Annotated in this window: 16 protein-coding genes; all 16 read right to left on the reverse strand. The window is 60.0% G+C overall.

Going from position 1 to position 13,917, the window contains the following annotated elements:
- On the reverse strand, nucleotides 1-626 hold a 626-nt coding region (locus RIFP1SYM_RS13105), incomplete at its 3' end, for an ATP-grasp domain-containing protein (RefSeq protein WP_039960496.1).
- A 131-nt stretch (nucleotides 627-757) separates the two neighbouring features.
- Nucleotides 758-1,582: an FAD/NAD(P)-binding protein gene (locus tag RIFP1SYM_RS13110; protein WP_039960497.1), complete on the reverse strand. Its 825-nt coding sequence runs from the start codon at nucleotides 1,580-1,582 to the stop codon at nucleotides 758-760.
- Nucleotides 1,579-2,610 carry a 4Fe-4S dicluster domain-containing protein gene (locus RIFP1SYM_RS13115; protein WP_005965504.1) on the reverse strand — a complete coding sequence of 344 codons (1,032 nt, stop codon included), beginning with the start codon at nucleotides 2,608-2,610 and terminating at the stop codon, nucleotides 1,579-1,581. Before RIFP1SYM_RS13115 ends, RIFP1SYM_RS13110 begins: the two co-directional genes overlap by 4 nt.
- 5 nt (nucleotides 2,611-2,615) lie before the next feature.
- Nucleotides 2,616-3,656 carry a 4Fe-4S dicluster domain-containing protein gene (locus RIFP1SYM_RS13120; protein WP_005965505.1) on the reverse strand — a complete coding sequence of 347 codons (1,041 nt, stop codon included), beginning with the start codon at nucleotides 3,654-3,656 and terminating at the stop codon, nucleotides 2,616-2,618.
- Nucleotides 3,656-4,186, reverse strand: a complete 531-nt coding sequence (locus RIFP1SYM_RS13125) for a hydrogenase iron-sulfur subunit (protein WP_005965506.1) — start codon at nucleotides 4,184-4,186, stop codon at nucleotides 3,656-3,658. The genes RIFP1SYM_RS13120 and RIFP1SYM_RS13125 overlap by 1 nt, the downstream gene beginning before the upstream one ends.
- 7 nt (nucleotides 4,187-4,193) lie before the next feature.
- A complete protein-coding gene (locus RIFP1SYM_RS13130; protein WP_005965507.1) occupies nucleotides 4,194-6,143 on the reverse strand; it encodes a CoB--CoM heterodisulfide reductase iron-sulfur subunit A family protein in 1,950 nt (649 codons plus the stop codon).
- A complete protein-coding gene (locus tag RIFP1SYM_RS13135) occupies nucleotides 6,140-6,709 on the reverse strand; it encodes a 2-oxoacid:acceptor oxidoreductase family protein (RefSeq protein ID WP_005965508.1) in 570 nt (189 codons plus the stop codon). Before RIFP1SYM_RS13135 ends, RIFP1SYM_RS13130 begins: the two co-directional genes overlap by 4 nt.
- On the reverse strand, nucleotides 6,709-7,707 hold the full coding sequence (locus tag RIFP1SYM_RS13140) for a 2-oxoacid:ferredoxin oxidoreductase subunit beta (RefSeq protein WP_005965509.1): 999 nt from the start codon (nucleotides 7,705-7,707) through the stop codon (nucleotides 6,709-6,711). Before RIFP1SYM_RS13140 ends, RIFP1SYM_RS13135 begins: the two co-directional genes overlap by 1 nt.
- On the reverse strand, nucleotides 7,704-8,870 hold the full coding sequence (locus RIFP1SYM_RS13145) for a 2-oxoacid:acceptor oxidoreductase subunit alpha (protein WP_006475391.1): 1,167 nt from the start codon (nucleotides 8,868-8,870) through the stop codon (nucleotides 7,704-7,706). The genes RIFP1SYM_RS13140 and RIFP1SYM_RS13145 overlap by 4 nt, the downstream gene beginning before the upstream one ends.
- Nucleotides 8,863-9,123 (reverse strand): 4Fe-4S dicluster domain-containing protein, encoded by a 261-nt coding sequence (locus tag RIFP1SYM_RS13150; protein WP_005965512.1) that lies wholly within the window; start codon nucleotides 9,121-9,123, stop codon nucleotides 8,863-8,865. Before RIFP1SYM_RS13150 ends, RIFP1SYM_RS13145 begins: the two co-directional genes overlap by 8 nt.
- An 11-nt stretch (nucleotides 9,124-9,134) precedes the next feature.
- The gene (locus RIFP1SYM_RS13155) at nucleotides 9,135-9,710 is read right to left on the reverse strand and encodes a heterodisulfide reductase-related iron-sulfur binding cluster (RefSeq protein WP_240992114.1); all 576 of its coding nucleotides are present in this window, start codon (nucleotides 9,708-9,710) and stop codon (nucleotides 9,135-9,137) included.
- On the reverse strand, nucleotides 9,707-10,012 hold the full coding sequence (locus RIFP1SYM_RS18290; protein WP_005965515.1) for a heterodisulfide reductase-related iron-sulfur binding cluster: 306 nt from the start codon (nucleotides 10,010-10,012) through the stop codon (nucleotides 9,707-9,709). The genes RIFP1SYM_RS13155 and RIFP1SYM_RS18290 overlap by 4 nt, the downstream gene beginning before the upstream one ends.
- 7 nt (nucleotides 10,013-10,019) lie before the next feature.
- Nucleotides 10,020-10,427 (reverse strand): 4Fe-4S dicluster domain-containing protein, encoded by a 408-nt coding sequence (locus RIFP1SYM_RS13160; protein WP_005965517.1) that lies wholly within the window; start codon nucleotides 10,425-10,427, stop codon nucleotides 10,020-10,022.
- 40 nt (nucleotides 10,428-10,467) lie between these two features.
- Nucleotides 10,468-12,201 (reverse strand): FAD-binding protein, encoded by a 1,734-nt coding sequence (locus RIFP1SYM_RS13165; RefSeq protein WP_005965519.1) that lies wholly within the window; start codon nucleotides 12,199-12,201, stop codon nucleotides 10,468-10,470.
- A gap of 45 nt (nucleotides 12,202-12,246) precedes the next feature.
- Entirely contained in the window at nucleotides 12,247-13,050 is an 804-nt protein-coding gene (locus RIFP1SYM_RS13170; protein WP_240992115.1) for a 4Fe-4S dicluster domain-containing protein, read from the reverse strand.
- A gap of 291 nt (nucleotides 13,051-13,341) precedes the next feature.
- Complete coding sequence (locus tag RIFP1SYM_RS13175; protein ID WP_005965523.1) at nucleotides 13,342-13,899, reverse strand: OmpA family protein; 558 nt, start codon at nucleotides 13,897-13,899, stop codon at nucleotides 13,342-13,344.
- Between the last annotated feature and the right edge of the window lie 18 nt (nucleotides 13,900-13,917).

Genomic DNA, 13,917 nt, shown 5'->3' on the forward strand with positions numbered 1-13,917 from the left:
GGGACCAGGCGTCCTTTCCCGTTGGGCATCATGCGGATCGGATTCAGCTCCAGGGTAGTCATGCCGTAGTTGTGGTACAGATCCCAGAGCTTGGGCAGGTTCTGCACCAGCGGGCTGATCAGCTCACTGGGAGCGCCAAGGCGCTTCAGTGCATTGGAAACGACAAAACCCTTCAGCCCGGTGAGAGGATCGAAGGGGATGCTGGCAATCTTCTCCGGGGGCAACTCCTCTATATCCATGCCGCCGTGGTGAGTGATGGTGATGGTCGGCGCTCGGAACTCCGTACTGTCGGTGATGGAGAAGTAGATCTCGTACTTGGCCGGCACCGCTCCCTCGAATGTAACGCCTTCGGCCTTGCTCAGGGTATTGTTGTGGAAGTGCTCGGCGAAATAGAGCCGCGCCTTCTCTTGCATGGCGTGGCTCAGGTCCTTGGCCCGGCCCAGCAGACCGGCCTTACCCTTCTTGCCAACGCCGCCCTTGAAGATGGGCTTGACGAAAACTTCGCCGCAACGATCTATCAGGTCTTTGATCTCTTGATCGCTCGCTTCCGGCCCCAATATCTCGGACCGGGGGAAGCCGACAATATCCAGGAGTTTCGCGCCGTAACGCATCCCAGTGATGTTCATTACATCTGTCCCCTTAACACTCTATATAGTTTCGTAACCATTCCGCCCACCGCTGAGGCACGGAGATCACAGAGAAAACCGGGGAAATCTCTGAACTCTCTCTGTTCCTCTAGGGAATAGCCACATGGTTTCTAGTATTCTTGTGGCAGGCTCCTAAGCTCGGCCCAGGAGTAGACTGGGCCCTTTACGCAGACGTAGTCTTTGCCCACGTTGCAACGGCCGCACTTGCCGACGCCACACTTCATCTTGTTTTCAATCGTGGTGTAGATCTGCTCGTCCGCGAAGCCCAGCGCTTGCAGATTTTGGATCACGAACTTTATCATTATCGGCGGGCCACAGGTAATGGCGACGGCGCTATCGGGCGACGGTGCCTTGTCCATCAGGTTGGCCGGAACAAACCCCGTATAGCCCTGCCAGCCCTCCTCGGGGGCGTCCACCGAGAGTTGCACCTCGGCGGACTCCTTAAGCTTTTCGAAATCGGCCTTGTACATGATGTCGCTGGAGGTGCGGGCGCCATAGAAGACGGTAATCTTGCCGAAGTCCTCGCGCTGCGCCACCGCCGTCTGGATCACCGGCCAGATCGGCGCCAGGCCGACGCCACCGCCGATGAAGACCAGATCTCGGCCCTTCCAGTCATCCAGGGGAAACTGGTTGCCGTAGGGGCCGCGGATACCGATGAGATCGCCGATCTTGGCGTCGTGGAAGGCGGTGGTGACCCGCCCCATCTTCATGATGCTGAACTGTTTATACTCCTTGACCAGCGGCGAGGAGGCGATCGAGATCATCGACTCGCCCCTGCCGAAGATCGACAGCATGGCGCACTGGCCGCAGGCGTGCTCGAAACCGTCGTCGTTCGGGAACTCGACTTTGAAGGTCTTGATCGCCCTGGCGCCGCGGGTCTCTTCCTCAATACCGGTGATGCGTCCAATCTGTGGAAGATAGATGTTGTCCGTCATGCTTGGTCCACCCTCTCCAAGACCGCGACAATGTCGATCCCAACCGGACATTCCGAGATGCACCGGCCGCAGCCCGTACACTGTTGGGTCTCGTGGTTCTCGACGAAATAAAGGAATTTGTGGCTGACCCGCTGACGCAGGCGCGAGCCGAGGTCGCCCCGGGGGTTGTGTCCCGAGGTATGCATGGTGAAGTCTGGGAACTGACAGTTGTCCCAGGTTCTTACTCGCTCACCCTTGTCGGCGTTCGGGCCGGCCACTTCGTCGTTGATATCGAAGCAGTGGCAAGTCGGACAGAGGAAAGTGCAGATGCCGCAGCCGATACAATGCTGTGCCATCTCGTCCCACAGCGGGGAATCGAAGTGGCTGCGGATCGCCTCGGGAATGGCGTCCAGGTCGCCGATGGGGCGCTGGGGATGACTGCGTGATGCGTCGTGAACCTTCTCGACCTCGGCCAAATCGCCGTCATGAACCTCATCGAAGGTGTTGCGACCGCGCTCCATGATCTCCACTCCCTTCGCCGTGATTCCCTTGACGTGGAACCGGTCGCCCAGGTCGGTCATCAGGATGTCGAGGCCCTCCTCGGAGTGCGGCGAACCGCCGACCGATTGACAAAAGCAGTTGGGGGAGTGGGGCTCGTTGCAGGCCAGGCCGACCAGGGTTAGCTTCTCCCGTCTTGCCCAATAATAGGGGTCCTCGAACTCTTTGCTGAACACCGTGTCGTTACGGGGCATGCCCCTGCCGTCACAGGGCCGCACGCCGAACACCACAGTGGGTTTTGGATTGGGCAGGGTCGAGGTCAGCAGTGGAACGCCGTCTTTCGTTTCGAAGCGGAAGAAAACCTCACGTTGCGGGAAGGCAAACTCCTTGACGGAGCGAATGGTGTTGCTATGAGAGAGGTCGATATCGGCACCGGCATCAACTCTGGCATAGTTCCAAACCGAGTCGGCGAAGGCGGGGGCATGCACCTCACAGTCGTCGAGTGTATCGACCCACTCCCTGAGTTTTTCCTGGCTAAGGATCTTTTCCATGGGAGCTACCTGATGAAACTGTTGGGATCTTCGTCCCGGAAGGACGAAAGCAGCGAGGGCTGTTCGATATCGTATCCTGCCTGGTACTCGAACGTCTCGAAGGCCTCCATTTCGAGCTTGGTGTTGAGCAAGCGAAGCGGGATGTTGACCGGGCAGACCCGCTCGCATTCACCGCAATCGACGCAGCGGCCGGCCAGGTGAATGGCGCGCGTCAGGAGGTAGACCGCGCTCTCGGAGGTGTTTGCCGAACGTTCACACCAGCGGATGCGGCTGGCCTTCTCCTCGGCGCTGGTTGCCGGTGTGATCACGAATGTCGTGCTGTCGACCACGCACTCCGGGCAGTAGCACATCGGGCAGACCGAGCGACAAGCAAAGCAACGCAGGCAGCGATCGAAGTGGCGCCCCCAGGTCGCCCAACGCTCATCCTCGGAGGCCTTCTCCGCTTCCTTGACGGCGCGGAAGGGTTCGTCGAAACCGCGTTCTTCGACTGCCTCGCCGAAGAGGACGTCATGCAGCTTTGGTGTGGCCGCCCGACATTCGAGGCAACGATCGGCCAAAATCTCTCGTGCGGGGATGACAGTTTCGCTTTCATCACCATGCATGCTGATCTTGAAGTCATCGGCGCCGGCGAATTCCACCTGGCTCGCTGTCCTGCCCTTCAGCTTGGCGGAGAGCTTCCTCGGGTCGATGACGCCCGTGCCTTCACAGGAGACGCCGATCACCACCACGTCCTCGCGCTTGAAATAATTCTCCTGCAGCAAAACGCCGACAGCGCGGCTGTCGCAGCCCTTGGCGACGATGCCGACGGGACGGTTATCGGGGGTCTTGGCGGCCGCCTGCTGCTTGCTGTCATTAACCAGGTAGAGCGCCAGATTATTAAGGCAGGTGGGGTCCCACACCAGGCTTGCGGCCTCGGCCGCCGAGGTGATGGTGCAGGGTTCGGCCAGGGCGCCGGCGGTGCCCCTGCGAAAGCCGATCACGGACTTGACCTGCTCCTGCTCCAAGAGACCGGCGGCGTAGTCGCGGAGTTCTTCGACATTGACCATCAGCGTTTCGCCTTGGTCGCTTTCAACGTCCTGACCGCTTCAGCACCTTCTGCACCCGCGGCATTAGTGCGTCTTTGCGCGGCGAGTCTGTTCTGGGGGCCGAGCGTGCGGAGATCACTGACGAATTCTTCGACCACTTCTGCGAATTTGGCGCCCTCGGCGGCCGAGACCCAGGACATGCGGAAGCGATCCGATTCCAAACCGATGAACTGGAGCAGATTCCGCACCAGGTACAGTTTGCGGCGGCTCAGGAAGTTCCCTTCCATGTAGTGGCAGTCGCCGGGGTGACAACCTGAAACCAGCACGCCGTCCGCCCCCTTGTTGAAGGCAGAGAGGATATACATGGGCGACACCGCTCCCGAGCAGGGAATGGTGATCGGCGTGGCGTTTGCCGGATACTGGATGCGCGACACACCGGCCAGGTCGCTGCCGGCGGACGAACACCACTTGCACAGGAAGGCCACGATACGTGGCTCGAATTCCTGTGGTTCCGCTGCGGTGGATTGCGATGAGTTCGACACCTGAATCATCCTCCCATTATGCCGCCATTATGGCGCTGATCATTTCGTGAATCTGAAGCTGAGTGACGTTCTTGACGTCAATGGCGGCGCGCACGCAGACGCCTGCGCAGGAGCCGCACCCCTCGCACAGCACCTCGTTGACCCTGGCCTTGCCGTCCACCAGATCGATGGCCTCGAAGGGACAGGCATCGACGCACATCTGGCAGCCGGTGCAGTAGGGATCTCTGACCTTGGCCACCATTGGGCTGTGCGCCAGCTCATCCTTGGAGAGCAGGGCGATGACCTTACTGGCGGCGGCGCTCGCCTGGCTGACCGTCTCCGGGATATCCTTCGGCCCCTGGGCGGTGCCGGCGAGGAAGATGCCCGCAGTCACACTTTCCACCGGTTTTAGTTTCGGATGGGCCTCGGCCAGGAAGCCGTCCTTGTCGCGGCCGATCTTCAGGATCTTGGCGATCTCGGCGGTGCCCGTGGAGGGTTGCATTGCCTGGGCCAGGACCACCATGTCGGCGTCGATCTCGACGTTGCGTCCCGCCAGGGTATCGACGCCCAGCACCTTGAGCTTGCCGTCCTTCTCATAGACTTTGGAGACCCGACCACGCAGGTAGATCACGCCGTCATTCTCCATCGAGCGCTGCACGAACTCCTCGTAGCCCTTGCCGCCGGAGCGGATGTCGATGTAGAAGATATAGGCCTGCCCGTCGGGGACATGATGCTTGTAGAGGGTGGCATGCTTGGCCGTGTACATGCAGCAGATCTTCGAGCAGTAGGCGCAGTGGTTCTCCGGATCACGCGAGCCGGAACACTGGATGAAGACTACCTCCTTGGGCACCTTGTGATCCGATGGCCGCAGGATATGGCCCTCGGTGGCGCCGGAAGCCGAGCAGAGACGCTCGAACTGGAGGCCGTCGAGCACGTCAGTGTAGCGCCCGCCGCCGTATTCACCCAGATTTTCCATGCCGTAGAGATCGAAGCCGGTGGCGACGACGATGGCCCCCACCTCTTCCTCGGTGACGGTTGGCCGCTTATCGTAATCGATGGCCCCGACCTCACAGACCTCCTCACACTTGCCGCAGACCACCGGATCGAGGCCCAGGCAGGCCTCTTCATCCAAGGTAAAGGAGGCCGGAATTGCCTGGGCGAAGGGGATATGGATGGCGCGGCGGTTGGTCAGGCCGATATCATATTCATTGGGTACGGCGACCGGACAGACCGGGGTGCAGTCGTCGCAGAGCTTGCACAGCTCGGGATCGACGAACTGCGCCTTTTTCTTGATCTTGACTTTGAAGTTGCCGACGAAGCCGGAGATGCTCTCCACCTCGCTCTCGGTCATCAGCTTGATCTTGGGGTTTTTCGAGACCGAGACCATTTTCGGTGAGAGGATGCACTGGGAGCAGTCGAGAGTCGGGAAGGTCTCCGATAGTTTGAGCATGTTGCCGCCGATGGTCGCCTGTTTTTCCACCAGGACTACGTCGAGGCCGGCATCGGTCAGATCGAGCGCGGCCTGAATGCCGGCGATGCCACCGCCAACCACCAGGGCCCGGCGGGTCACCGGAACGCCGATAGGCTCGAGCGCTTGGTTGCGTTGGACGCGACGCACCGCCGCGCGGGTGATCTTGAGGGCCTTTTCGGTGGCCACCTCCATGTCATTATGGACCCAGGCGCACTGCTCGCGGATATTGGCAATCTCGCATTGGAAGGCGTTGAGGTCGCCCAGCTCGGAGGCGTCGCGGAAGGTCTTTTCGTGCAGGGTCGGTGAACAGCAGGAGATCACCATGCCATTGAGGTCGTTCTCCTTGATGGCATCGATTACGGCACCCTGGCCTGGGTCCGAGCACATGTAGACATAATCCTCGGAGAAAACGACACCGTCGTCTTTGGCCAGCTCCTGCGCGACCTTTTTGACGTCGACAGTGGCGGCAATATTTTTACCGCAGTGGCAAACAAAGACACCGGTGCGTTTTGTCATTTCGTTTCCCCAGTAACGAGCGGCTTCTTGTCCAGCAATTCGAGCCCGTATTCATAACCCTTGTCGAAGGCTTTCTTGTTGACCTCGAGAAATCGGTCCGGGACCAGCCCTGGCAGGGCCTGCTTCATCGCCTCCGGGGTCACGATCCTGGTGATGGCGGAGAAGCAACCGAGGGTCACCAGGTTGGCGAACAGGCGGTTGCCGAGATCTTCCGCGAAGCGGGTGACCGGTGCGGGATACATCTGGACCCGCCCGACATCCTCCTTAGGCTTGACCAGATCTGCCTCGTAGATAAGGATGCCGCCGTCTCTCAGCTTTGGTTCATAGGTATCATGGGCATCCTGTGACAGTGCGATCAGTACGCCAGGCAGGGTCACGTAGGGATAGAGAATCCGATTTTCAGAGACCACTAACTGGGAGCTGCAGGCGCCGCCACGGGCCTCGGGGCCAAAGCTCTGGGTCATGGTGGCGAACTTGTCGTCATACATCGACAGCGCCTTGCCGGTGATCAGGGCGCAACGGACGATGCCCTGGCCGCCAAACCCGGAAAATCTGACCTCATGCATCAGAGTCCCTCCTCGTCCACGCCCATATCTTCGGCCATCATCTGGGCCTCTTCCTCGTCCAACAGGGCCTGTACCTTGGCTCTCTCCTCCGCCTCGCGCTTGGCCTTCTCCTCACGTTCGGGCTTGCTCATGCCGTAGAGCTGGTAGTCGTCACCCAGGACGTTGGCGTAACGTTCATTGACCGCCTCGTAGTAGGTTGGCTTCTCCTGCTGAACGAATCGGCCCATGGTGATATCGCTCTGGAAGTCGATGCCCACATCGCGGGTGTCAACCTCTTTCTCAACCCCAGCTTCCTCCTTGTAGTACTCGAGGGCATCGAGGCCGTCGCCCAGGCGATTGCGGCGCTGATAGAGCGTGGTGCAGGGGGCAATCACCTCGATGAAGGAGAAGCCCTTGTGGTTCAAGGCCTCGCGGATCGATTTGGTAATGTTGCGCGCATGCAGTGAGGTCCAGCGCGCCACGTAGGTGGCGCCGCAGGCGTCCGCCAGAAACGGCAGGCTGAAGGGATATTCGTAGTTACCGTAGGGGGTGGTGGAGGCATTGGCCGTCTGCGGTGTGGTCGGGGTTACTTGGCCGCCGGTCATGCCGTAGGTGAAGTTGTTGACGCAGATGACCATGATGTCCATGTTGCGGCGGGCGGCATGGATGAAGTGGTTGCCGCCAATACCCGTGAGATCGCCGTCACCGCTGACCACCACTACCTTGAGATCGGGGTTGGCCAGCTTGAGGCCAGTGGCGACGGGGATGGCGCGCCCATGGGTAGTGTGGATGGAGTCGAAGTTCACATAGCCGGCGACCCGACCGGTGCAGCCGATGCCGGAGATCACCGCCAGCTTGTCCATGTCAATACCGCTCTTCTTGACGGCCTCGGCGAAGGAGTTGACCACGGTGCCGATACCGCAGCCTGGACACCAGATGTGTGGCATCCGCTCCATGCGGAGGAAATCTGTCATCGGACTCTCTGCACGGAATTCATCGATATTTACTTCAATGCTCATTTGCTGGCCTCCATGATAGCGTCAAGGATGACGTCGGGATCATGCACCGCGCCTCCGCAATGGGGGACACTGACGACGCGGCACTGGCCGGCCGCACTGCGTTCGACTTCTCTTACCATCTGACCATAATTGATCTCCGGAACCACGATCGCCTTCACCTTGCCGGCCAGCTCCTGGATTCGTTTCTCCGCGAAGGGCCAGATGGTGATGAGCCGCAGCGATCCCGTCTTGATACCGGCCTCACGCGCCAACTGCACCGCCCGGGAGACGATCCGTGAGGTGATGCCGTAGGAGACGACGACGACCTCCGCGCCATCCACCTCATTCTCCTCGAGCCGGATGATCTTGTCGGCGTTTGAATCGATCTTCTCGATCAGGTGGGTGACAACCTTTTCGTTTTGCTCCACGGTCAGGTTTGGATAGCCACGCTCGTCATGGGTGAGACCGGTGATGTGGAACCGGTAACCGTCACCCGCCTTGACCATGGGTGCGACATCCTTGCCGGTGAACTGGTAGGGGCGGTAATCCGCCTTGGGACCCTGGTGCCAGTTGCGCTCCACCACCCCGATTTCCTCGGCGGGTGGGATGACCACCTTCTCGTGCATATGGCCGACGGTCTCATCGGCCATGATGAAGACCGGGACTCGATAGGTTTCCGACAGGTTGAATGCCTCCACCGCCAGGTCGAAACACTCCTGCGGTGAATCTGGGCAGAGAGCAATAATCCGGTAGTCGCCGTGTGATCCCCAGCGTATCTGCATCATATCCTGTTGGGCGGGGAGGGTCGGCAGCCCGGTAGAGGGGCCGGCACGCTGGACGTCGGCGATCACCATGGGCGTCTCCGTCATGACGGCCAGGCCGATATTTTCCATCATCAATGAGAGGCCGGGACCCGAGGTCACCGTCATCACCTTTCGTCCACCCCAGGCGCCGCCAACCAGGGCAGCGATGGACGCAATCTCATCCTCCATCTGGATGAACAGGCCACCAGCAGCAGGACAACGTTCGGCGAAGCGTTCGGCGGTCTCGGTCGAGGGCGTGATCGGATAGCCAGCGAAGAAGCGACATCCGGCCGCCAGCGCCCCTTCGGCAAGTGCGTGATCGCCGTCGAGGAAGTGAGAGCCCTCGAGTACGCCTTTTGGGTCGGCGGCAGTCTTACGCATTCTCATTCTCCTCTTGTTCCGCCTTGCGGGTGACGTAAATGGCGAATTCCGGACAGATCGTCTGGCAGAAATCACAATTCCTGCAATCATCCGGCGATTTGACGAACGGGGGATGATATCCCTTGGCGTTATATTCAGATGACATGGCGAGGGCATCGGTCGGGCAATAATTGACGCAGAAGCCGCATCCCTTGCACCAAGACTTGTTGATGGTGACAACGCCGGTGATCTCTTTGATTTTGCCGAATGCCATCGTTGTTTTCCTCAGAGCAGACCCTTCCCGGCCAGCAGGGGGGCGGGAGGTGTGTGATGGAGATCCAGCCTCAGTACCGACTCGGAACCCCCGAGGGCGATGGCCATCAGCTGCGAGAAATAAACGACCGGCATGGTATGGAAGTCAGAATGGAGCTTCAGAGTTGTCTCCTGACGGTGGTCCAGATTGAAGGCGCACAGGGGACAACTGACTGCTACGGTGTCCGCACCCTGCGCCATTGCGGCACCCAGGATCCCGTAAGTCTTGTCGGCGACGATTTCGGGCTTGTCGACGGTCTGGTGGGCGCCACAGCACTCAGTCTTATGACTGAAATCCACTGGCTCGCCACCCAGGGCCGTAATCAGATCCTCAAGCACACTGGGGTTCTCGGTGTCGTCGATTGCCGCTTCATTGGGCCGCACCAGCATGCAGCCGTAATAACAGGCCACGCGTAGACCTTCGAGGGGCTTGACGACCCGCTCGCGGATGGCATCGAATCCGATCTGATCACGCACCACCTCCAGAACATGGAGGACGTCGACATCCCCTTCGTAATCGACCGGCTCGTCATACATGAAGGCATTCATGCGGGCCAGGTCTTCTTCATTGGTCGGGCGCGATGATTGGCCCGTTTGAGGGTATTGAAACACATGGAGCACCCGGTCATGAGCTGCGAGTTCCCCCCCTCCTTGGCGCGGATCAGGTTGCGGATCGGCGCCACCTGGCGCATCAGATCGTCCGCGGAGAGGGAGTAGACGGTGCCGCAGCAGTTCCAGCGTTCCAGCTCCACCGCCTCCACCCCAAGCCGGTCCATTGCGTACAGAGTGGAATCCTCGAAGTTCCGGGCGTGGTTCTTTAGGGTGCAACCGGGATAATAGCTGAGCTTCATGGGAATCCTACGAGGTGAACTTTCTCATGCTGCCGATGAGGGCAATGGGTGGAATGGCGCGCAGATCCTCTGCGGAAATCTTGTCCACTTGCAGGTGATCCTGCCGTGCGCGCAGCTTTACCTGGCGCAGGGACTCGATCAATTCGGCGATCCGAACCCCCTTGGGACAGCGCGTATTGCAGGTCAGGCAGGAGACACAGAGCCAGATCGCCTCGCAGTTAAGCAGATCCTCCTCCATTCCCAGTTGCGCCAGCCGAATCATCTGGTTCGGCGGGATGTCCATATAGGCGGCCATGGGGCAGCCGGCAGAACATTTTCCGCACTGGTAGCAGGCCATGAGATTCTGATTGGCGAGCCTCTGAACCTTGGTCGTGAATCCGCTGTGGACCTTGTCTCTTGAGACGTGCACCGTCATGAGATTTCTCCCGCGCCCGTGATGAACAGCAATGGGCCGATCACTTGCCCTCCTTCCCTTTGCCGCAAGCGCAACCGATACGGCTGCGCAGTATGGAGTGACGTGCCGGGATATTGCCGAGGCGGGCTAGCTGCTGGAGCCTGACGTCCTCGGGGGTATAAGAGGGCAGAATCACTGGCGAAATCAGATCGCTGTCGATGCCCTGTTCCATCATCTCCCCGGTATAGGCTGTCACATGATCCAGGTTGAGCTTGCCGAGCTTCGCCGACTTGGCGTATTCACTGGCCTGCCTGCCGACGCGGCGACCAAAGACGTTGTAGTCGAGCACCGAATTGCCCATCAGACGGTTGCGGCCGTGGACGCCGCCTGAGGCCTCTCCGGCGACGAACAGGCCCGGAATATTGGTCTCGCAACGCTCGTTGATCTCGACGCCGCCGTTCTGATAGTGCAGCGAGGGGTAGATCAGCATCGGCTGCTTGGTGATGTCGATGCCGTAACGGTCGAACGCCCGGCACATGCCGGGGAACTGGTGCCGGGTGTAGCCTTCGCCGTGGATCATGTCGATGATCGGTGAGTCCAGCCACACCCCGGTGCGACCGGCGGCGGTGTCGACGCCGTTGTTGCGTTCGCTGCTGCACTCTCGAATGATGGCAGCGCTCTCCACGTCGCGGGGCTCGCGCGGGAAGACGAAGAGTTCTCCGTTCTTGTTCAGCGGCTGGCCGCCGGCGCCGCGGATTTTCTCGGTGATCAGGAAGCCGGCGATCTGCTCGGGGTATACAGCTCCGGTGGGATGGTACTGGACCGAATCCATGAACTTGAGGTTGGCACCGGCCCGATAGGCCATGACCAGCCCGTCGCCGGTGGCGCCGTAGTGATTGGTGGTGGCGAAGCCGCGGATATGCAGCCGCCCGAAGCCGCCGGTGGCGATCACCGTCGCCTTGGCCCTGACCACCAGGAACTGCTCGGTATCGAGGTTGTAAAGGATGGCGCCGGCGCACTGGCCCTTATCGTCCAACAGCAGCTCGATGGCCGGCTCGAATTCACGGATGGTGATTTTGTCCGGGTGGTTCTCCACCTCGTCCATCAGCGTGCGCATGATGACGGCGCCGATGTAGTCGCGGCAGGAGACCATGCGCTTACGCGAGGTGCCGCCGCCGTGCATGACCTGGAGTGAACCGTCCTCCATCTTGTCCCACATGACGCCCAGGTTCTCCAGCTCCCTGACCACGTCCGGGCCGTCCTCGGTCAATGCGCGAACCAGTTCCGGCTTGTTGTCGAAATGGCCGCCGCCGATGGCGTCCAGATAGTGGCGGGTCGGTGAATCCTGAGCCGCGACGGCGGCCTGCATGCCGCCCTCGGACATCATGGAGTTGGCGTCGCCAAGACGGAGCTTGGTGGCGATCATCGAGTTGACACCGTTCTTCATGGCGGTGATGGCGGCCCAGCAGCCAGCCCCGCCGCCGCCGATGATCAGCATGTCAGTCTCGTAATCGGGGTTGGCGAGATGTGCCTCCACCCGCTTCGGATCGACCATCGAGTGGGCTTCGAGGAGTTCGGTGATCTCAGTGGTGAGCTCCTCGTCCTTGTTGGGTCCGATGCGGATCCGGCTGCGCGCGGCGGAGGCGGAATCGGGATGGAATTTCGATAGCACGTCTTCCCGTTCCGCCGCGTTCATCGGTGGATAGACCGGCTCGCTGCCCTTCGCGAGTTCCAGCCTTTTGGGTCGAGTCTGGTCTACCTTTTCAAGCAAACCCTTCAAATAATCCGGATACATTCGTCTCCTCCGAAAGCACGCTTGTCGTCGATGCGAAACCGACCTTTAAACGCCCCGAAAGTGGTTTTGTTTTACCTTCCCGAATCCCACCGGGAAGCGTGCTACTCCATATCCCGCGCGTAATACCGCTCGCTGAGGGCCTCTCTGTCCAAGGGACATCAACTCGGCATATTCGCCGTTGTACTCGCCGTCCNTTATCTGCTGGAGGCGACTATCGAGTTCCTTGCTCTGCTTGCGCAAATAGCGTCCGTAGAGGCGCTTGCCGAGGATGCCGACCTTGTGCTGGATAATCTCGGCGGGGCAGCGCAGGGCGCACAGGCCGCAGGCAACGCAGTCGTAGGAGAGCTCCATAAGCTCGGCGATGTCGCCGCGCATGGCCGCCTGGATGTAGTCCATGACTTGAAGCCCCTGCGGACAGGCTTTGGTGCAGGTGCCGCAGGCCACGCAACGGAAGGTGGCCGGATAGAGCTGTTTGATGGTGTCGACGTCGGGAGTGAGTTCTTCCAGATCGTAGACCGCTTTCTCTAAAGGCACTGAGGGTATCTGGGAGAGCGCCATGCCGTCTTGGACCAGGGTGGTACAAGCAAGGCCGGTATGGATTCGATAGTCGCCGGGCAGCCGGTAGATGGTGCCGCAGGCGCCGCAGAAGCCCTCGCGACAGCCCGCGCCGCGGATGATCTGCTGGCCGCTGTGTTCGATGGCCCGCATGATCGTGGCGTCCTCGGGAACCTGAGCGGGCTTGCCCATGATGGATACGGTGACCATGCGCGCCTGGGGTTGCCCCTGTTTGTCGGCATCGCTCACGGCCTTGCTCTCGCTATCGGCTTCTTTTTGCTGTTCGCCACTCATAGGGATTTCTCCGCCCGTGCCACATTCAAACCAAGTCGGTCCGACTCCGGCCCCAGACTGCAAACCCGGACACCAACTCCGTCAACCTCGGTCTATCGGCTGCTTCGTCCGGCATGGCCGGGGGGGTTCCGCAGTAAAAACGTCGGGAATTCACACATCAAATCTGTGGAATTAGGGGCCGATACTACCACTGCCAGTTTTGTATATTCAATCGCTGAAATTTCAATTCTTTTGACAAATGTCAATGCTAATAACAGAGACCAACTTCGCAGAGTATCAACAGCAGCTGGATCAGCTGGGAGAGTCATGCCTTGGATAAGACCTACGGGGGAAAAGCGCAAGGCAAGGGAATATAATCACCACTGGTTCGGCAGAGCTTTCTATCATCCACAACTGGGCCACTACCTGCTGCAGTCCATCGCCCTCGACAGGCCCCTCCGCCTTGAGCAACACCGAACCGGGGTAGGGGTGTAACAGGGCGATGATGCGCTGGCTCTTGCCACCCGCCTTCTTGATCAGCTCTACCCGTCGATTCTTTGCCCGTCCCTCCGAGGTGCCGTTGTCAGCCACCGGATGATCTTCACCATAACCCCGGGCCAATAAGCGATCCGCTTGAACGCCGTGCTCCAACAGCCAGCGCCGTACACTCGCAGCACGGTGATTCGAGAGATCCAGATTGGCTTTAGCCTTGCCTTGACTGTCGGTATGTCCTGCAACCTCAAGCACCAGATCAGGATAGTTGTTCAACAGGTTGAGGACTGGCTCCAGTGCAGCCTTGGATTTGGGTTTCAGGGTGGCCTTGGCGGTATCGAAAAAGATCACCCTCCAGGGTGATCTTCCCCAGGGCATCCAGCTCCGCCATCATCC

The organism is endosymbiont of Riftia pachyptila (vent Ph05) (genome assembly GCF_000224455.1).
In the GTDB taxonomy this organism is placed as follows: domain Bacteria; phylum Pseudomonadota; class Gammaproteobacteria; order Chromatiales; family Chromatiaceae; genus Endoriftia; species Endoriftia persephonae.